This is a genomic window from Winogradskyella ludwigii, assembly GCF_013403985.1.
Taxonomy (GTDB): domain Bacteria; phylum Bacteroidota; class Bacteroidia; order Flavobacteriales; family Flavobacteriaceae; genus Winogradskyella; species Winogradskyella ludwigii.
Map to the genome: position 1 here is coordinate 21,408 of NZ_JABFDF010000006.1, position 20,071 is coordinate 41,478.

A 20,071-nucleotide genomic window follows, 5' to 3' on the forward strand; every position below is an offset into this window, starting at 1 on the left:
AGCTTATATATTTGCACCCTCGTTAGAGAAAAACAATATGACCAGTTAGCTCAGTTGGCAGAGCATCTCCCTTTTAAGGAGAGGGTCCTGGGTTCGAGCCCCAGACTGGTCACTAAAAAAGTTAAGCATTACGCTTAACTTTTTTTTGCTCTAAACTCAATTGATATTCTTTAAATAAACGATTGTCAATATTATTTCCTAAAAAAATTGTTTTGAAACAATTAGAGCTAAAAAACATTAAAACACTAAAAAACAAACTATTAAAACTAAATACTATTCCGCTAGTCCTATTTGAAACTCACTTCAGATAAAAAAAATTAATTTTTTTCAAATTCTATTCTTTCTATTTGGATAAAGGTTTTATATTTGCACCCTCGTTAGAAAAAAATATAACGACCAGTTAGCTCAGTTGGCAGAGCATCTCCCTTTTAAGGAGAGGGTCCTGGGTTCGAGCCCCAGACTGGTCACTAAAAAAAAGTTAAGCATTTTGCTTAACTTTTTTTTATATTTACTTCATTATTTAGCGCACGTGGCGGAATTGGTAGACGCGCCAGCTTGAGGGGTTGGTGGACATTAGTCCGTGGAAGTTCGAGTCTTCTCGTGCGCACTTTTAGTTAAAACACCACACCTACTACACTCCATTTTTTAAAGTCCTAAAACTCCCTATTTCCTTTAGATTACTTTTTTTTCTATAATTTTTGTTAATTACAAGCAACTTTATACAATAAAACCTATTTTTGTTTAAACATTTTAAGCAAAAAATGAACAATATAAAAAGTAGCTTCAGTATAAAGGATCTTGAAAATCTTACGGGTATTAAAGCACACACCATTAGAATTTGGGAAAAAAGATACAACTTATTAAAACCGAAGCGTACTGAGACTAATATTAGATATTATGATCTCGCTAGTTTTCAAAAATTATTAAACATAAGTTATCTTAATGATAATGGTTATAAAATTTCTAAGATTGCTACTATAGAGAATCTAGAAATCCCGAACTTGGTTAGAGAAATAGCAACTAAAGTCAATGTCGAGAGCCACGCTATTAATAGTTTTAAGTTAGCCATGCTTAACTTTGACCAAGCGTTATTTTATAAAACCTACGAATCTCTAATGAATGATAAAACATTCGAAGAGATCTTCTACGACGTCTTTATTCCGTTACTTACCGAAATAGGACTGTTATGGCAAACAGATACTATTACACCAGCTCACGAGCATTTTATATCTATACTTATTAGACAAAAAGTATTAATTAATACAGAGAAGTATCAATCTAAACAAGATTCTACTTCAGAAAAAATATTTGTTTTGTATTTACCAGATAACGAAATTCATGATCTTGGCTTGTTATTTATTAATCACGAAATAGTTAAACAAGGCTACAAATCTATATTTTTAGGTCAGAGTGTACCTGTAGACAGCTTAATCGATATTCAAAATCACTTTGACAATATTGTTTTTGTATCTTATTTTACCATTAAACCAGAAAAAGAAGAAGTTTTAAATTATCTTAATGTCTTTAATAATCAACTTCTTAATAAACCAAATAACGAATTATGGATATTAGGACGAATGGTGGATACTATTGACACAAAACTTCTGCCTAAAAACATAAAAACATTCAATGCAATTAAATCATTAACTCATTCCATAAAAAGCAATGCCTAAAACAATTTCTATTATTGGTTCTGGATTTTCAGCTTTATCAGCTTCATGCTATTTAGCTAAGGCTGGTTACAGTGTTTCTATATTTGAGAAAAACGAAACTGTAGGCGGAAGAGCAAGACAATTGAAAAAAGAGGGATTCACTTTTGATATTGGACCTAGTTGGTATTGGATGCCAGACATTTTTGAGAAATTCTTTAATGATTTTGGCAAAAAGACAAGTGATTACTATCAATTAGACAAATTAAGTCCTGCGTATAAAATATTTTTTGCTGATGATGTGATTACCATTGGAGATCACATGGACCAAATCTGTGAGGAATTTGAAAGAATTGAACCAGGCAGCTCCAAACCTCTTCGTAAATTTATAGCAAGAGCGCAAGATCATTACGATATTGCGATTAATAAAGTGGTTTTAAAACCAGGTCTATCTCCATTTGAATTGGTTACAAAAGAAACCGTTTCAAGATTGGACCGCTTCTTTAAAACCATAAGTACCGAAGTTCGCAAAAATTTTAAGAATCCTAAACTGATTTCTACACTAGAATTTCCAGTATTATTTTTGGGAGCCAAACCTAATCAAACTCCATCATTTTATAGCTTTATGAACTTTGCAGATTTTGGTTTAGGCACATGGCATCCAAAAGGTGGCATGTATGAAATTATTAAGGCAATGAAAAGTTTAGCCGAAAGTTTAGGTGTCTCTATTTATACTAATAGTAATGTCGAAAAAATAAATGTTGAAAATAAAAAAGCTAAAAGCATCAAGGTTAATGGAGACATTATACATTCTGATGTTGTTTTAAGTGGTGCAGATTATCACCACTCAGAAACATTATTAGATGCCAACTACAGACAATACAGCGAATCTTATTGGGAGAAACGAACATTTGCGCCATCTTCCCTACTCTTTTATATTGGGTTTAATGAAAAACTAAAAAACGTAGAACATCATAATTTATTTTTCGATACCGATTTTGAAAAACACGCTGAAGAAATTTACGACGATCCAAAATGGCCAAAAGATCCTTTGTTTTATGTCAATTTTCCGTCTATAACAGATAAAAGTATGGCACCATCAGGTTGTGAAACAGGATTCTTCCTTATCCCAATCGCACCAGGATTAAAAGACACACCAGAGTTGCGTGAACAATATTTTGATATTATTATAAATCGATTTGAAAAAAGAACACAACAGAAGGTGAGAGATCATATTTTGTTTAAAGAATCTTATTGTGTTAATGATTTTATTGAAGATTACAATTCCTACAAAGGAAATGCTTATGGTATGGCAAATACATTAATGCAAACTGCATTTTTAAGACCAAAATTAAAAAGTAAAAAAGTAGAGGGACTCTATTTTACAGGACAGTTAACTGTTCCTGGACCAGGTGTGCCTCCTTCATTAATTTCAGGAAAGCTAGTTGCAGAACTGATTGAAAATAACGAACTTTAAGAACTAGCATATTTACCACATGAAATGAGTTTGTTCAAAATTATAAATTCTAAACAAATTATAAAAAACGAACAGTACTTGATCATTAAAAAATAAAACACATGAAATCAATTTTTGACAATGTTTCTAAAGAATGTAGTAAGTCTGTTACCAACGCTTACAGTACCTCTTTTTCTTTAGCAACAAAAATGTTATCTACCAATATCAGGCAAGACATTTATAATATCTATGGGTTTGTAAGATTTGCTGATGAGATTGTAGACACATTTCATGATTACGATAAGGAAAAACTTTTTAATAATTTTGAACGCGATTTAGAAGCCGCTTTAGAAGATAAAATTAGTTTGAATCCTATATTGAATTCATTTCAAGAAACGTATCATAACTATGGAATTGATAAACACATGGTAGATTCTTTCATGAATAGTATGCGATTAGATCTTCATAAAACTGATTACCTAACTCATGATGAATATAAAAATTACATTTATGGTTCTGCAGATGTAGTAGGTTTAATGTGTTTAAAAGTCTTTGTTAAAGGTGACAACAAAAAATATGACGATTTAAAAGACTCTGCTATGAGTTTGGGTTCTGCTTTTCAGAAAGTGAACTTTTTACGGGATTTAAAAGCAGACTTTGAAGGTTTAAATAGAACTTATTTTCCGGATACCGATCTAAATCAATTAGATGAAATTTCAAAAAAAGCAATCATCGATGATATTGAAGCCGATTTTGAACGCGGATTAGAAGGCATAAAGCGCCTACCTATTGAAGCAAAATTTGGTGTATTTATGGCTTACCGTTATTATAGTAAGTTATTAGAAAAACTTAAAAAGACTCCTGCTTTACAAATCAAATCAACAAGAATTAGGGTCGCAAATTATAAAAAGATAGAGCTGCTTACACGAAGCTACGTCAAATATCAACTCAATTTACTTTAAACATTTATTAAGAACTATTATGCAAACATTTTTTTGGATACTAATCTTTTTTGGAACATTTTTTATCATGGAATTTAATGCTTGGTTTACGCACAAGTATATTATGCATGGTTTTTTATGGAACCTTCATAGCGACCATCATCATAAAGATCATGATAGTTGGTTTGAGCGAAACGATGCCTTTTTTATCTTTTATGCAATAATTAGCATAACGTGTTTCTATTTATGGAGCTACGAAAATATTTGGTACACGCTTCCTCTAGGTTTAGGCATTTTGGCTTACGGAATGGCTTATTTTATTGTGCATGATATTTTTATCCATCAACGTTTCAAATTATTTAGAAATATTGATAATAAATATGCAAGAGGTCTTCGTCGTGCACACAAAATTCATCATAAACACTTAGGAAAACATAAAGGAGAAAACTTTGGAATGCTAATTGTGCCGTTTAAATACTTTAAGTAAAGTACAACTCATACCATTTTTATTCTGAAATTAAGTCGTCAAGTTGATTTCTAACGGTTTCGCTATTCCAGTTTACAGCACCTGATTCTTCAACAACAATGGCACCACGTTTATCAATAATAAATGTTTTGGGAATAGAACGTGTTGTCAATACTTCAGGTGGTGCTGATATTGGTTGATATACATCGAAATTAAATGCTTTCTTTAATTTGAATGTATTGACCGTTTCAAAATCCTCATTCGTTACAAACAAGAAAATTACTTTATCATTATAGTCGTTATACAACTCTTGTAGACTTGGCATTTCTGCAATACAAGGAGGACACCAAGTGGCCCAAAAATTAATTAGCACAACCTTTCCTTTTGTATCTTTTAAGTCAAAGTGCTCATTAGTTTCTGATAATAATTCCCAACTCACGTTAGCTACATTCTCTTGATCTTCTTTATCAATTAACGAAGATCCATTAATATAACTCAATCCTTTATGCAGCAATACTTGAATTGGAGTTCTGGTTTGCGGAATAATAAAAAGTGCTATAGCAACTATAGCCATAATATTATAAAATTTCGCTTTATTTTTCTTTGGTTCAGTCATATCCTATATAAAATAAAAAAGCGCAACACTAAAAATCAGTGTTACGCTTCAAATCTAACAATTTAAAACTAATTTTAATTTCTTGTCACAGTACCTACTGGCAAGGACGCTAAGTTTAAGTCAAAAGAATGCACCGCCGGAGCTGTTTCGCTACCTGCAGTACCTATTAATGGTTTTAATGCAAATGGTGCAGGCGAATTATCTGGAACTGGCTCTACAGAAATTACAATTGTACGCCCTCTAATATCTAATGGAAACGTTTCACCTTCTGGAGCATTCATAAAGAAATCTTCACCTGGAACTGGAGGACCAGATTGTACTGTAGCACTAAATGGTGCTGCATTGTCAACGGTGTCAAAGTTTGTAAATGTTCCTGTTGTTAATGGACCCGTTTCGCCAACTACCCAACCTTCATAAGCCCAGCCTTCTGGTAATATTGGTAAAACAAAGTTTGGTGTTGGCGGAGTTCCTGGAGTACCAAACCATACACCATTTTGATCATTCATATTATTTTCATCTGTTTCATCTGTTGGTGTTCTTAAAAAGAATTGCCCTGAAGCATCACTAAAATCACCTACCAAATTAGTATTTACTGCAGCAGCATTTCCAGAAAAATCGCCACTTAATACTTTTGTTGCAGCTGGATTAGGATCACTATCCACGGCAGGTTCTACAGAAAGCACAAATGCCGTAGCACTATTTAATTGTACGGTATTTACAGAAAATGTTTGTGGAAATGTTACACTACTAAATGTTCCTGTTGATACTGGAGACCCATCTACAATAATCCATCCTTCATAAACAAAATCATCACCTAAAGCCTCTAAACCATCAAGACTAAGGGTTAAATCTGAATTTACAGACGTATTGTTGTCATCATCACTACTACATGACACAGCAAAAACACCTAGTGTTAAGACTGCTAAAATCATTTTTTTCATCATTACTATTTTTTTAAAGTTCATACTTCAAAATTATAGTAACCCTTTTTTATAAAATGTTAGCTAGCTAACATTAGGCTGATTTTTTTAAGATTCTGATTTCTTTTCTGTTAAAATCTAAGTAATTTTCTTCTTTAAGCTCGTTAAGAAGAATATTTATTGTTGGCCTTGATGTACCAATTAATGACGCAATATCTTTTTGGGTATAAGGATGATTAATAACATGATCTCCTGTTTTTTTACAATCATAACCGTAATCGACACAAAGCTCATCTAAAAATTCTATTAGACGGGTTTTTGTATCTTTAAATAGCAGCAATTGTAGTCTGCGTTCTAACCTCTTAAACTTGAATCCAATAAATTTATAAATTCTTAAACCAAACGTTTTATTATCTCGTATAAGTTCATGCATTGTATCTACACCAACTGGACAAATAGAGGTATTATTATCTAAGGATTGTGCAAATTCATCACGGATTTCTTCACCCAAAATAGCCTTTTCACCAAAAAGATCTCCTTTACTTAAAATAGATTTTACAACCTCTGAGCCATCTTCGTTATAGTAACCAATTTTCACTTTACCTTTTTCAATAAGATAAACTTTATTGGCTGCATCGTCTTCAAAGTAGATATAATCAGTTTTTTTATAAGCATCAAAATCATGACAAGCTTTATAGGCTTTGAATTTATGAGGGCATAATAAGTTGAATAGATTGACATCTTCAAAAGTCCATATTGAATTCATAACTTATATCGGTTTATATAACTGATTATTATAGTCGAAAAAATATCTAGTTGCTTTCAAAACATAAAAAAACTCCTAGCATTATACTAGGAGTTTTTATGTTTTGAAACTGAAGTTATTCTTTAACCATTTTTTTTACTCCAAAATCTCCATTGCTATTTTTAATTTTCACAAAATAAATTCCACTTTCTAAAAACGAAATGTCTAATGGTATCTCCATGACTTGTTTAGCATTTTGAAATAAAACTTGTCTTCCTAAAACATTGTAAATACTAACTTCTACATTCTGTTCTGATGTACCAAATTTTACTTTCACTAGATTTGTGGAAGGATTTGGAACTAATGAAAACAGAGCATTTACATTGTTATCTATTACACTTAAAGAAGCTACAAATTCTGTATTAAACGTATTAGTAATTACAGGCGCATTAAAATCGAAGACAATACCTGCTGTATTTGGTACAATATCACCTATTTCATATCCTGCTAATGGCTTAATTTTATAATACACAAAACCATGACTATTCGGTTCGTCAGTAGTTTCATCGGCTAGATTTATATTATAGAAATTCCATGTTAAATTATCAAAATCGCGCTCAATGCCATACGAATGACTCGCTCTTAACATTTGAAATGTTGTTTTATCTAACTTAAGATCTAAAGTATTTTCTATGGTTACGTTTATTGCACTAGCAGTACCTACATTTTGAAATCTAATAGTGTAATACAAATAATCGTCTTCCGTGAAACTAACGTGTTCAATTTCTGGTCCATGAGATTCATTGATATCATTAGGATCATAAGAACCAATAATAATCTCTGATAGACTAGAGGTATTATTTTCAACGACCGCATCACTTGTTACTGTAGTATATTCTGCAACATTAGTGATCAAATCTCCTAAATTCGCAGAAGTGGAGACCAGTAAGTCAATGTAAATTGATTCACTTTCTCCTGGCCCTAAATCAACAAAATCTAAAGTAAATCCAGTTGCTGTTGGTGTAATGGTATTGCTTGCACTTAATCCTGTAGATCCAGAATATTCAACAATAGCATCTTTAGTAAATGTTACACTACCAGAACTCACCGTTGACTCGCCATTATTCTTTACAATTAGCATATTTCTATATGTAAATCCTGGTCTAGGAGCTGACCAATATGATAGTAAATTCACTGAAATATCATCACAAGTATCTTGTACTATTAAATTCATCTGTGAAATTTGAACACACTCTGAGTTTATACTGCTCTCGACTCTAACATAGATTACCTCATTACTCCCTATATAATTATTAGGAGATGAAATGGGATTGGTATTAGTATCTGCATCAACTAAAGTATTATAATAACTTATATTATACTGATATGTACTTAAGCCAGATAGCACTAAACTATTTCTACTCGTTAAATTAAAAGCACCAATGCCATCAGTAGCAGAGCCACTTGTAGTATCACAAACAATATAATCTAACTCTGTATTTGGAGTTGGTTCAGAAATTGATAATAATTGAAATTGGGTAATGCTTATATATGGATCGCAATTAAAATTAGTGTTATTTGGATCATATACCCTTGCATAAATAGTTTGATTTGGCGACAATGCCGTATAATTAGAAACATTCGTAATTGGATTATTTAGATTACTAGCATCATTATAGCTAACAAAATAATTAACCACTGCTAATTGTTGTCCTCCAATAATTTGAGCATCATTTGTAGTTAAATCAAATACGTTGTCCGTGGCATCAATGGAACAATCTCCCATATTCGGAACCCAATAGGCATATATACTATTCACGTAAATATCTAAAGGTATTATATCTACACACTCCCCATCATTAACCTCAATTCGAAGATAAAGATTATATAAATCATAGAAATAAAAGCTATCAGCACTTAAGTCATTACCTTCTATGGCGTCAATCTCATCTTGATAATAACTAAAGGTTATGTTAGATGTATATAGCAACTCATAATAGTTTTGCAAGTCTTCTATCCAAAAGAAATCACAATCAACAATTAGATATGTGTTTACTGAATTACTTATTGAAATTTTAGTTTGATCTACATGTACACTTCCATCAGACAGTGTTGCTAATACTTTATAGTATCCATATTCAGTACCACCACCTGTTAATGTTAATATTGGGTTAGTTGCACCTGTTATTTCATTACTTGGTATCGTGGGAACATTCAATGAAATGGAATAATACCATTGATAAGTAATATTTGTATCGGTTGTGTTTATGACAGAACCATCAAGTTCAATAATCCCATTGTCACATAAATATAAACTAGATGGTAATTCAATGGTTTGTGCCAAAATCTCATTGGTTTGCAATAACAAGATGAAACTTAAAAAGAGTAATGTTTTTTTCATAGGATTGAATTGTAAAAACGAATATACTCTTTTTATTTTAGTCCTATCTTCCTAATTTATAGGCACAAAAAAATCCGTTAGAAACTCTAACGGATTTTTATTAATTATGATTTAACAACTAAGCATTGTTCTCTTTTTTAATCAAATTAAGAGCAGAACCTTCATTATACCACTCAATTTGAGCTTGATTGTAAGTGTGATTTAAAGCAATTAAATCCTTACTTCCATCTGCATGTACAGCTTCAAGATGTAATTGTTTATCTGGTGCAAATTCATTTAAATCTGTAAAGTTGAAGGTATCATCTTCCTGAATTAAATCGTAATCAGCTTCATTATCAAAAGTTAAACCTAACATTCCTTGCTTTTTCAAATTAGTTTCATGAATACGAGCAAAAGACTTCACTATAACAGCTGCAACACCTAAATGTCTTGGCTCCATGGCGGCATGCTCTCTAGAAGATCCTTCACCATAATTATGATCTCCAACAACTATAGTTTTAATTCCTTCTGCTTTATAAGCTCTTGCTGTATCTGGAACACCACCAAATTCACCTGTTAATTGATTTTTTACAAAATTGGTTTTCTTTCCAAATGCATTTACAGCACCAATTAAACAGTTATTAGATATATTATCTAAGTGTCCTCTAAAACGTAACCATGGTCCTGCCATAGAAATATGATCCGTTGTACATTTCCCGAAAGCTTTAATCAATAATTTAGCTCCAGTAATAGAATTTCCTAGAGGAGTAAAAGGTTCTAATAATTGAATACGCTCTGAAGTTGGGTCTACTGAAACAACAACACCACTACCATCTTCTACTGGTTTTAAATACCCATTTTCTTTTACTTCGAAACCTTTTGGTGGTAGTTCCCATCCTGTAGGCTCATCGAACATAATTTCTTCACCATTTTCGTTAATTAACTTGTCTGTCATTGGGTTAAAATCTAAACGACCAGCAATGGCAATTGCAGCGGTTAATTCTGGTGATGCTACAAAAGCATGCGTATTTGGATTTCCATCTGCTCTTTTAGCAAAATTTCTATTAAACGAATGCACAATACTATTCTTAGGTGCATTTTTAGGATCACTATATCTTGCCCATTGTCCAATACATGGTCCACAAGCATTAGTAAAAATCTTAGCATCAAGCTTTTCGAAAATACCTAATATACCATCACGATCTGCAGTATAACGAACTTGCTCAGATCCCGGATTAATTCCTAATTCAGATTTCATTTTCACGCCTTTATCTAATGCTTGTTGCGCAATAGATGAAGCTCTTGATAAATCTTCGTAAGATGAATTGGTACAAGAACCAATTAAACCCCATTCTACTTGAATTGGCCAATCGTTAGCTTTCGCTTTCTCTCCCATTTCTTTACCTGCAGGTGTTGACAAATCTGGTGTAAATGGTCCATTTAATAAAGGCCCTAATTTTGATAGATCAATTTCAATAACTTGATCAAAATACTGCTCAGGATTTTCATATACTTCTGAATCCCCAGTTAAATATGGTCTAATTTTATTTGCCTCATCTGCAACATCTGCTCTATCTGTAGCACGTAGGTAACGCTCCATTGAATCATCGTATCCAAAAGTTGATGTTGTTGCTCCAATTTCAGCTCCCATATTACATATGGTTCCTTTTCCTGTACAAGACATAGATGTTGCTCCAGGTCCAAAATATTCTACAATAGCGCCTGTTCCTCCTTTTGCTGATACTATACCTGCTACTTTTAAAATAACATCTTTTGGTGCTGTCCAACCTGAAAGTTTTCCGGTTAGCTTAACTCCTATAAGTTTTGGGAATTTAAGTTCCCAAGCCATTCCTGCCATAACATCTACTGCATCTGCTCCACCAACACCAATGGCAACCATTCCTAGTCCACCTGCATTTACAGTGTGAGAATCTGTACCAATCATCATACCTCCAGGAAATGCATAATTTTCTAATACCACTTGATGAATAATACCTGCTCCTGGCTTCCAGAATCCGATACCGTATTTATTAGACACAGACTCTAGAAAACTAAAAACTTCACTACTTGTACTATTTGCATGTTTTAAATCTGTTGCAGCACCATCCTTTGCTTGAATTAAGTGATCACAATGAACAGTAGTTGGCACAGCAACTTTAGGTTTTCCTGCTTGCATAAACTGTAATAATGCCATTTGCGCTGTTGCATCTTGACAAGCTACACGGTCTGGAGCAAAATCTACATAGTCTTTACCTCTAGTAAACGCTTCTGTAGGTTTTCCGTCCCATAAATGTGAATACAATATTTTTTCTGAAAGTGTTAATGGTTTTCCAACAATGTCTCTAGCGGCATCAACACGCTCTGTCATTTTTGCATAAACCTTTTTAATCATATCAATATCAAATGCCATAGTATATCAGTTTTTAATTAATTTTACTAATATACAAAATGCAATATGACTTTAAAAGCGTTCATAACATATAAAAATGATAGTGGAATAAATATTTTCTATACAACAACGCCCCAAGATTAAGAACACTATTTTATAGAAGTAAATTTAAATAAAGCCATAAAAAAAGCCTGAATCTTAGATTCAGGCTTTCACTTATATAAAATAAAATTTTAATTATCTCACTAATTGTTTTGTTGAAGGCTTAAACTTCGTTAAAACAATACCATCGACAGCCGCTTCATATTCAGCTAAAGTTGGTGTTCTTCCTAAAATTGTAGATAATACTACAACTGGAGTCGATGATAATAAAGATTCTCCTTTTTTCTCACCAGAATCTTTTACCACTCTTCCTTGGAATAAACGTGTAGATGTTGCCATAACCGTATCACCAGGTGCTGCTTTTTCTTGGTTACCCATACATAAATTACAACCAGGACGCTCTAAGTATAACATATTTTCATAACCTGTACGCGCTTCTCCTTTTGGTGCGTTATCATCAAATTCAAAACCTGAATATCTTACTAAAACATCCCAGTCTCCTTCTGCTTTCAACTCATCAACAATATTATATGTAGGAGGTGCAACTATTAAAGGTGCTTTAAACTCTACTTTGCCATATTGAGCTTCTACATTTTTCAACATTTGAGCTAATATTTTCATATCACCTTTATGAACCATACAAGACCCTACAAAACCTAGATCTACTTTTTTAGTACCACCATAAAAAGATAATGGTCTAATATTATCATGCGTATAACGTTTAGAAACATCCTCATTATTTACATCTGGATCTGCAATCATTGGTTCAGAAATTTCATCTAAATCAATAACAACTTCTGCGTGATATTTAGCGTTAGCATCTGGTCTTAAAGATGGCTTAATTCCCGTTTTAAGCTCTGTAATTCTAGTCTCTGCTTTATTTACTAAACCTTTAAGTACTTGTTTAGCATTGTCCATTCCTTTTTCAATCATGATTTGGATACGACCTTTTGCAATCTCTAAAGATTCAATTAAAGTATCATCTTCAGAAATACAGATAGACGCTTTTGCTTTCATCTCTGCTGTCCAATCTGTAAATGTAAAAGCTTCATCCGCAGTAAGCGTTCCAATGTGTACTTCAATCACACGACCTTGGAATACGTTTTCACCTCCAAACTGCTTTAACATTTGTTGTTGTGTTGCGTGAACCACATCACGGAAATCCATATAAGATTTCATTTGTCCTTTAAAAGTTACTTTAACTGATTCTGGAATTGGCATTGAAGCCTCACCTGTAGCTAATGCTAAGGCAACAGTTCCTGAATCGGCTCCAAAAGCAACACCTTTAGACATACGTGTGTGCGAATCTCCACCAATAATAATATCCCAATCACCAACAGTAATATCATTCAATACTTTATGAATAACATCTGTCATTGGAAAATACTTTCCTTTAGGATCACGACCAGTAATTAAACCAAAGTCGTTCATGAAGCTCATTAATCTTGGAATATTTGCTTTTGATTTATCATCCCAAACTGAAGCTGTATGACAACCTGATTGGTACGCACCATCTACAATTGGAGAAATAACTGTCGCAGCCATCATCTCTAATTCTTGAGAGGTCATTAAACCTGTAGTATCTTGAGAACCTACAATGTTAACTTCTGCACGGACATAAGAACCTGCATGCAACGTTGCGCCTGAAGTTCCTACGGCATTTTTATTGAATATTTTCTCTACAGCTGTTAAACCTTGTCCTTCAATTGTTATTTCTTTTGAAGTTGCATATACTTGAGGAGCTTCGATTCCTAAAGCTTTTGCTGCAAATGTTTGTAGTTTTTTACCGAAAACAACAGCATAAGAACCACCTGCTTTCATAAACTCCATCTTCTGAGGTGTAAATGCTGCAGAAATATCTTTTAACTCTGTATCTCCGTTATATAATTTTTTCTCTTTTGTATTAATTGTAAGAATTGTACCTGTTGCTACAGAGTACGTTTCTTTTAATATAGGCTCGCCTTCTTCATCACGAATTGTATTTCCCTCAGCATCTTTTTGTTGTACCCAGTTTTTAAGGTCTAAACCAATACCTCCTGTTACACCAACTGTTGTTAAAAAGATTGGAGCAATACCATTTGTACCAGCAATTACTGGAGCAAAATTAATAAATGGCACATATTTACTAAAAGGAACACCTGTCCATAACGCTACATTATTTACACCAGACATTCTAGAAGACCCAACTCCCATGGTACCTTTTTCAGCGATTAGCATCACACGCTTATCAGGATGTTGCTCTTTTAACGCTAACAATTCGTTTTGCATGTCTTTATTATGCTCAAACATACACTGACCATGTAACTCACGGTCTGATCTTGAATGCGCATCACCACCTGGCGATAATAAATCTGTAGAAATATCACCAACACCTGCGATGTAAGTAACTACTTCTATTTTTTCGTCAATCTCAGGTAACTTTGTAAAGAATTCTGCTTGCGCATAACTCTTAATAATATCTGTAGCTATAGTGTTTCCTGCTTTAAAAGCATTTTCTAAACGTTCAGTATCTGCTTCATATAAGAATACTTGAGTTTTTAACACTTTAGCAGCATCTTCTGCAATAGCAGTATCTTCACCTAAAGCTAAATCTAATAACACTTCTACTGAAGGTCCTCCCTTCATGTGAGATAATTGTTCTAGAGCAAAAGCAGGAGTAATTTCTTTTACTACTGATTCGCCTAAAATAATTTCTTTTAAAAATTTAGCCTTAACACTAGCTGCACTAGTTGTTCCTGGTAAAACATTGTAGATGAAAAAATTAAGAGAACCATCTCTATATTCATTATCTAAATCTTTAATTTGCTCAACTATTTTATTTAATAATTCAGCACCATCTATTGGCTGTGGATGAAGTCCTTGATCTTTTCGTTCTTCTATCTGCTTAAGGTAATCTTGATAAATACTCATGTAAGGAATCTTTAGTTGCTATTTTTTAATCTTAACGATGTCAAAAATTACGGTCGTGTTATAAATTTTAAAAAGTCATGCAAATTAATATAAAGATTTAAAAATGCAATAGACTAATACATTATTATCATACTATTTTATTATAGCGACATAAAATTAAAATATGCTTATCATTTTATCAGGATTAATAGACTAAAACGAAGAATAAAACAACATGTACCAACTAGACATAATGATATCCTCAATTAATTAACAACTGAAGTATTTATATCTTAAAATCTAAGTTAAAAATTATTAAGGGTAGAGATGTTTTGGATAAAGATTAAAATAAACTCTGAATAATCTTCTCGTCACTAACTCCCTCTGCTTCTGCTTTGTAGTTCTTAATGATTCTGTGTCTTAGAATACCTGTCGCTACTGCTTGAATATTTTCAATATCTGGAGAGAATTTTCCTAAAGTTGCTGCGTGTGTTTTTGCTGCTAGAATTAAGTTTTGAGATGCTCTTGGTCCTGCTCCCCAATCTACAAATTCTTTTACAATATCTGCAGCAGAATCTGCCTTAGGCCTAGTCTTAGCCACTAAAGAAACGGCATATTCGATAACATTATCTGCTACAGGAATACGACGAATTACATTTTGAAAATCTATAATTTCTTGTGCAGTGAATAATGAATTCACTGTTGCCTTAACATCTGTTGTGGTTGCTTTTACAACATCTACTTCTTCTTGAAATGAAGGATATTCTAAATTGATAGCAAACATAAAACGGTCTAACTGAGCTTCTGGCAAAGGATATGTTCCTTCTTGCTCAATTGGGTTTTGTGTGGCTAACACAAAATAAGGTAAACTTAATTTATACTGATGACCAGCTACAGTAACCGAACGCTCTTGCATAGCTTCTAATAAAGCCGCTTGCGTTTTTGGTGGTGTTCTGTTAATCTCATCTGCTAAAACGATGTTAGAAAAAATTGGGCCCTTTATGAATTTAAACTGTCTGTTTTCATCTAAAATTTCACTTCCTAGAATATCGCTTGGCATTAAATCTGGCGTAAACTGAATACGTTTAAAGTTTAATCCTAAAGCTTGAGCGATGGTATTTACCATTAATGTTTTTGCCAAACCAGGAACTCCGACTAAAAGCGAATGACCACCAGAAAAAATAGAGATTAAAATTTGATTAACCACCTCATCTTGACCAATGATAACTTTAGCAACCTCTTGTTTTAAAGCTGCATATTTTTTTACAAAATTTTCAATTAAAGCAACATCAGACATAAACTCTTATTTTTTTAACCAGTTACTTTGAAAATCACAGTCTCTGTACTCACCATTAATTTTAATATAAGTATCTACAATAGTTTCTTTTTGCCATTTTTCAACAGCTTTAATTTGTTTGTCTTGTAGGGCTAAATTTTTAATCTTTAAATAATCTTTTGCAAAATCTGCTTCATGATCATCAATACGATCTGTAACCGTTAGAATCTTAAATTTTATTCTGTTTACACGATCTTCATCTTGTAAAACTTCACTAAGTTCTCCATCCTTTAAATCTTGAATTTGAGAATAAAGCTCTGGCTCCATTCTTGTTAATTCAAAATTAAAATCTTGAGTTGTAGGATTGGTTAATTGACCACCTTCATATTTAGTTTCCTTTTCGTCACTAAACTCTCTTGCTGCTTGCTCAAAAGTTAATGTTCCATCTTCAATTTTTTGTCTTACTTCATCAATCTCGTCTTTAGCTTTTTTAATTGCTTCTTGAGATAATTCTGGACGAATTAAGATATGTCTAACATCATATTCTTGCCCTCTAATTTTTTCTAGTAAAATAATATGGTATCCAAAATCGGTTTCAAAAGGTTCTGAGATTTCACCTTCTTGCATAGAAAAGGCAACATCTCTAAACTCTTTTACCATTCTTGGTTGCTTTCTATTCAATGTATATTTTCCTCCTGTTGCTTTTGAGCCTGTGTCTTCAGTATAAAACAATACTTTAGTTGTAAAACTAGAACCGTTTTCTTGGATATCTGTTTTAAACCCTTTTAGTTTATCAATCACATCTTGTTTTGCTTGTTCTGTAACTTCAGGAATAACTACAATTTGTGCCAACTTAAGTTCTGTACCAAATGTAGGACGCTCATCCTTTGGAATCTCGTTAAAAAACGTACGAACTTCTTCTGGAGTTACTTCGATATCTCCTGTAACCTTAGTTTGCATTTCTTGTGCTAAGTATCCGTTTTTGTTAATCTCATACATCTCATCTCGCAAGGCTTGTTCAGAATCCTTTTTGTAGAATTTAAGCAAACCTTCCATATCGCCTTTAGTCTGAGCTAAAATACCTTGTATTTGCTGCTCTGTGCGCGACTGAATAAATAACTCGTTAACGATAACACTATCCTGAATGGCTTGATGCGCATACAGTTTACTTTCTAGTAAACTTCCAAAAAGCTCACAGCGTGTTATCTCGTTTAAATCTGCTCCTTGAGATTTTAATTGTGCTATCTCTCTATCTAAATCAGATTCCAAAATAATAAAGTCACCAACGACAGCTGCAACACCGTCTGCTTTGATACGCGATTTATTGCCTACGACAGAATCTTTTGGCTTTTCAACCTGAGGAACATCATCTTCAATAATTTCTTGAGCGTTGCTTAAGTTAAATGAAATAAAACCAACCAAAAGGGCAGCTTTAATTATAAATTTGGAATTTATTTTGTTTAATCGCATCTTTTGTAATATCATTTTCGAGTTGCTTGATGAGCTCTAGTTTTCTCTTGTTTATAACAATTTTTCTAATTGACGTTTCCACATAATCCAACGGAGCATAGTCGTTTTGAAGCCGTACGTCTTTTACTAGCATCAAATATAGGTTTAATGAATCTTTGAGTTGTAAGAAATTAGTTTTTTTTAACAGTTCATTTTTATTCGTATTATTTATACTTGGTATTTTATCTACCACACGACTTAACTTCAGCCAAAGCGAATCGTTTAAAGAATACGATCTAAACTGAACAGAGATAGAATCTAGATAAACTTTATCCTTATACTCAAAGCGCTTAAAACGCTTCTTTATTGTATCTAAGTTAATGGGGTTTAAGGGCAAACTAATGTATCTTAATTGAATTAAATTATCATTAAGTTTAAAAGACTCTTTGTTAGCGTCATAGAAAAGTTGAGCTGTTTTAGGTTGAACCGTAGAATCAATATTTTTTTTAACCAAACCTTCTAAATAGGCTTTAGCGTATAAATCATTCTTGTACTGTTTTACCAGTTTAGAAAAATTATCTTGCTTTTTTTCTGAAAGATTTACCAATGCACCATCCATTAAAAGTAATTGCCTTGCCCAACGATTAATATAAGTATTAACCATAAAGATGCTATCTTCCTTTGATGTGCCTTCAGGAACGACATCTTTAATATCGTCTTTATAAAGGTAACTGTCGTTAACTCTAGCTATCGGATTCTCTTCATCAGACTTTTTAAAGAAATCACAGCTTGTTAAGAACAAACAAAAGAATATTATAAATAAAAGATGTTTCAATTAATTTGAATTAGTTTCCGATTTTAGCCTTAATGGCACTAAGTACGTCTTGATTAACTTCAATTTTATAACGACTATATAAATCGTTAATCCAATTAGCTTCAATCTCCGTTTGGTAATCATTTATGACATTACCTTTTGCTTCGTCTAAGGATTTTTGTCCTGCTGGTAGTACCTCTAATACATTAATAACATGAAAAGATTCGTTGTGTTTATAGGTGTCTGAAATCCCTTTTTTAGCTTGAAAATTGGAAGGAAGCGTTGGATCATCTACCTTATAGATACCTTTAGTGAAGATAACGTTCTGCTCATCGTTTTTATTCAATTTCGCTTCAATTTCAGCTTCAGACTTTCCTTTTTTCATCATTTTGCCGATTTTTTTCATAAAAGATTTATCTGCCGATGATGCAATTACAGCATCTACTCTATCTGTCCATTGATATTTAGATTTGTTTTTATTATAAAACGTTTCTAATCCTAACGTATCTTTTGAGGCTTTATTCCAAATCTCTGTCTCCATTAAATCAAACAACAAAAGTCCATCTCTATATTCCTTAAGGATATTTGCGTAGTCTTGATTTTCTAATTCTAAATTATCTTCTCTGTACTGAAGTATCGTTTTATCAAAAAAACTTTTAAACTCTTTTTCTACAATACTTGAAAAAGATTCTGTTTTACCAGCATAAATACGTTGTGCTGTATTTAAATGATTTCCAAAAGCTGCGTATGTAAAAGGTGATTCATTAATAGTAAAAAGTGTTTCATCTGATTTAAAATCTTTAGGTAATGTCCAAGAACGACTATAATAATCTTTGTTAAGAATTGACTCAAAATAAGACTTTGCCTTAGCATTATACGTAATCTCGTACTGCTCTTTAAGCTTATCAATCATAGCTTCGTTAATTAGCTTAGATCTAGAATCTCTTTTGACTTGAGTTTCAAACGATGCTTTTAATGTCTCGTAAGATTCTATTGGTTTAAGCTCTAGACGTTTTACAATATGCCAACCATAAGCTGTTTTAAATGGTTTACTAACATCATTGTCCTTTTTTAAAGCAAATGCTTCGTCTTCAAATTCCAAAGAACTCAACTGACCACTTTTAAAAGGAGATAGTTTACCTCCATCTTTAGCAGAACTTTTATCATCTGAAAACTGTTTTGCTAAAGCTTCAAAAGTTTCACCTTGGTTTAATTTTTTATAAATATCATTAATTCGTTGTTCGGGATCGTTTAAAGAATCCTTACTTTTTAGACTCACCATAATATGAGCCGCAGTTATTGTTCCTCTAGAAGGTCTTCTGCTATTTACTTTAACAACATGGTAACCAAATTGAGTTCTAAAAGGCATTGAGATTTCGCCTACTTTAGTATTATATGCTGCTGTTTCAAAATTGTAAACCATTTTAAAAGCCGAAAAAGAACCAAGATCTTCTAAAAAAATGGTCTGCCCATTGTGCATTTCTGCTTTTACTTTATCAAAACCTTCTTTTAAAACGCGCTCTCTTAAAGCTAAAACTTCATTATAAACCGCTAAAGTATCTTTTTCGGATGCATCCAAACGCACTAAGATATGTGCCGCATTTATATCAATATTACTGCGATCATAAGCCTCTTTAACCAAAGCCTCAGTTACTTTATTTTCTGAGATATAATTTTTTATTAATTGCTTCTTGTATCTAGAAAACTCACGCTGATACGTTTTGCCTTCATCTAACTTTAATCGTTTTGCTTCCTTAAGTTTTAATTGGTATTCTGTAAATAACGTTAAATAACCGTCTATATCTTTTTGACTTTCATCTTGAACCAGATCTAGGTTTTTATTATATACTCTTAAAAATTCTGAAGCCATTACAGGCGCTCCGTCAACTGTAATAAGAACCTCATCCTTATCTTGTGAAAAAGAAAAATTTAGTGCAAACAGCACTAAAAACAAACATTTAATTTTAAGACTCATAATT

The 20,071-nt window shown here is 32.6% G+C and carries 14 protein-coding genes and 3 tRNA genes; 7 read left to right on the forward strand and 10 right to left on the reverse strand.

From position 1 onward, the window contains the following. Nucleotides 1–39: 39 nt before the first annotated feature. The 7 genes from HM981_RS13930 (at nucleotide 40) to HM981_RS13960 (ending at nucleotide 4,533) form a co-directional block, all read left to right on the forward strand. Nucleotides 40–112, forward strand: a tRNA-Lys gene (locus tag HM981_RS13930). Nucleotides 113–394: 282 nt separating this feature from the next. Beyond that, nucleotides 395–467: transfer RNA gene (locus tag HM981_RS13935), tRNA-Lys, on the forward strand. A 56-nt stretch (nucleotides 468–523) separates the two neighbouring features. Continuing rightward, a tRNA-Leu gene (locus HM981_RS13940) sits at nucleotides 524–607 on the forward strand. Between the two features lie 154 nt (nucleotides 608–761). Next, nucleotides 762–1,673, forward strand: coding sequence for a MerR family transcriptional regulator (locus HM981_RS13945; RefSeq protein WP_179339420.1), 912 nt, complete (start codon nucleotides 762–764; stop codon nucleotides 1,671–1,673). Then, on the forward strand, nucleotides 1,666–3,126 hold the full coding sequence (locus HM981_RS13950; RefSeq protein ID WP_179339421.1) for a phytoene desaturase family protein: 1,461 nt from the start codon (nucleotides 1,666–1,668) through the stop codon (nucleotides 3,124–3,126). Before HM981_RS13945 ends, HM981_RS13950 begins: the two co-directional genes overlap by 8 nt. Before the next feature lie 101 nt (nucleotides 3,127–3,227). Next, on the forward strand, nucleotides 3,228–4,067 hold the full coding sequence (locus tag HM981_RS13955; RefSeq protein ID WP_179339422.1) for a phytoene/squalene synthase family protein: 840 nt from the start codon (nucleotides 3,228–3,230) through the stop codon (nucleotides 4,065–4,067). 19 nt (nucleotides 4,068–4,086) lie between these two features. Beyond that, a complete protein-coding gene (locus HM981_RS13960) occupies nucleotides 4,087–4,533 on the forward strand; it encodes a sterol desaturase family protein (RefSeq protein WP_179339423.1) in 447 nt (148 codons plus the stop codon). Nucleotides 4,534–4,552: 19 nt separating this feature from the next. Here the strand turns inward: HM981_RS13960 and HM981_RS13965 are convergent, their stop codons facing one another. From HM981_RS13965 to HM981_RS14010, 10 genes are all read right to left on the reverse strand, one after another. Beyond that, entirely contained in the window at nucleotides 4,553–5,128 is a 576-nt protein-coding gene (locus HM981_RS13965) for a TlpA family protein disulfide reductase (RefSeq protein WP_179339424.1), read from the reverse strand. A gap of 74 nt (nucleotides 5,129–5,202) precedes the next feature. Continuing rightward, nucleotides 5,203–6,072 carry an anti-sigma factor gene (locus HM981_RS13970; RefSeq protein WP_179339425.1) on the reverse strand — a complete coding sequence of 290 codons (870 nt, stop codon included), beginning with the start codon at nucleotides 6,070–6,072 and terminating at the stop codon, nucleotides 5,203–5,205. A gap of 70 nt (nucleotides 6,073–6,142) precedes the next feature. Further along, a complete protein-coding gene (locus HM981_RS13975) occupies nucleotides 6,143–6,814 on the reverse strand; it encodes a Crp/Fnr family transcriptional regulator (protein ID WP_179339426.1) in 672 nt (223 codons plus the stop codon). Between the two features lie 115 nt (nucleotides 6,815–6,929). Continuing rightward, nucleotides 6,930–9,194 (reverse strand): T9SS type A sorting domain-containing protein, encoded by a 2,265-nt coding sequence (locus tag HM981_RS13980; RefSeq protein WP_179339427.1) that lies wholly within the window; start codon nucleotides 9,192–9,194, stop codon nucleotides 6,930–6,932. A 118-nt stretch (nucleotides 9,195–9,312) separates the two neighbouring features. Then, entirely contained in the window at nucleotides 9,313–11,583 is a 2,271-nt protein-coding gene (locus HM981_RS13985; protein WP_179339428.1) for an aconitate hydratase, read from the reverse strand. 216 nt (nucleotides 11,584–11,799) lie between these two features. Continuing rightward, nucleotides 11,800–14,574, reverse strand: coding sequence for a bifunctional aconitate hydratase 2/2-methylisocitrate dehydratase (locus tag HM981_RS13990; protein WP_179339429.1), 2,775 nt, complete (start codon nucleotides 14,572–14,574; stop codon nucleotides 11,800–11,802). Between the two features lie 322 nt (nucleotides 14,575–14,896). Beyond that, nucleotides 14,897–15,850 carry an AAA family ATPase gene (locus tag HM981_RS13995; RefSeq protein ID WP_179339430.1) on the reverse strand — a complete coding sequence of 318 codons (954 nt, stop codon included), beginning with the start codon at nucleotides 15,848–15,850 and terminating at the stop codon, nucleotides 14,897–14,899. 6 nt (nucleotides 15,851–15,856) lie between these two features. Then, the gene (locus tag HM981_RS14000; RefSeq protein ID WP_246286277.1) at nucleotides 15,857–17,299 is read right to left on the reverse strand and encodes a peptidylprolyl isomerase; all 1,443 of its coding nucleotides are present in this window, start codon (nucleotides 17,297–17,299) and stop codon (nucleotides 15,857–15,859) included. Further along, nucleotides 17,262–18,080 (reverse strand): peptidyl-prolyl cis-trans isomerase, encoded by an 819-nt coding sequence (locus tag HM981_RS14005; protein ID WP_179339432.1) that lies wholly within the window; start codon nucleotides 18,078–18,080, stop codon nucleotides 17,262–17,264. Before HM981_RS14005 ends, HM981_RS14000 begins: the two co-directional genes overlap by 38 nt. Nucleotides 18,081–18,123: 43 nt before the next feature. Next, nucleotides 18,124–20,067, reverse strand: coding sequence for a peptidylprolyl isomerase (locus HM981_RS14010; RefSeq protein WP_179339433.1), 1,944 nt, complete (start codon nucleotides 20,065–20,067; stop codon nucleotides 18,124–18,126). Between the last annotated feature and the right edge of the window lie 4 nt (nucleotides 20,068–20,071).

What these genes read in the sequence shown, in the direction of transcription:
- HM981_RS13990 (WP_179339429.1), bottom strand. Translation starts at nt 14,574, where the DNA reads ATGAGTATTTATCAAGATTACCTTAAGCAGATAGAAGAACGAAAAGAT.
- HM981_RS13985 (WP_179339428.1), bottom strand. Translation starts at nt 11,583, where the DNA reads ATGGCATTTGATATTGATATGATTAAAAAGGTTTATGCAAAAATGACA.
- HM981_RS13960 (WP_179339423.1), top strand. Translation starts at nt 4,087, where the DNA reads ATGCAAACATTTTTTTGGATACTAATCTTTTTTGGAACATTTTTTATC.
- HM981_RS13995 (WP_179339430.1), bottom strand. Translation starts at nt 15,850, where the DNA reads ATGTCTGATGTTGCTTTAATTGAAAATTTTGTAAAAAAATATGCAGCT.
- HM981_RS13975 (WP_179339426.1), bottom strand. Translation starts at nt 6,814, where the DNA reads ATGAATTCAATATGGACTTTTGAAGATGTCAATCTATTCAACTTATTA.
- HM981_RS13970 (WP_179339425.1), bottom strand. Translation starts at nt 6,072, where the DNA reads ATGATGAAAAAAATGATTTTAGCAGTCTTAACACTAGGTGTTTTTGCT.
- HM981_RS13945 (WP_179339420.1), top strand. Translation starts at nt 762, where the DNA reads ATGAACAATATAAAAAGTAGCTTCAGTATAAAGGATCTTGAAAATCTT.
- HM981_RS14010 (WP_179339433.1), bottom strand. Translation starts at nt 20,067, where the DNA reads ATGAGTCTTAAAATTAAATGTTTGTTTTTAGTGCTGTTTGCACTAAAT.
- HM981_RS13950 (WP_179339421.1), top strand. Translation starts at nt 1,666, where the DNA reads ATGCCTAAAACAATTTCTATTATTGGTTCTGGATTTTCAGCTTTATCA.
- HM981_RS14000 (WP_246286277.1), bottom strand. Translation starts at nt 17,299, where the DNA reads ATGCGATTAAACAAAATAAATTCCAAATTTATAATTAAAGCTGCCCTT.
- HM981_RS13980 (WP_179339427.1), bottom strand. Translation starts at nt 9,194, where the DNA reads ATGAAAAAAACATTACTCTTTTTAAGTTTCATCTTGTTATTGCAAACC.
- HM981_RS13965 (WP_179339424.1), bottom strand. Translation starts at nt 5,128, where the DNA reads ATGACTGAACCAAAGAAAAATAAAGCGAAATTTTATAATATTATGGCT.
- HM981_RS13955 (WP_179339422.1), top strand. Translation starts at nt 3,228, where the DNA reads ATGAAATCAATTTTTGACAATGTTTCTAAAGAATGTAGTAAGTCTGTT.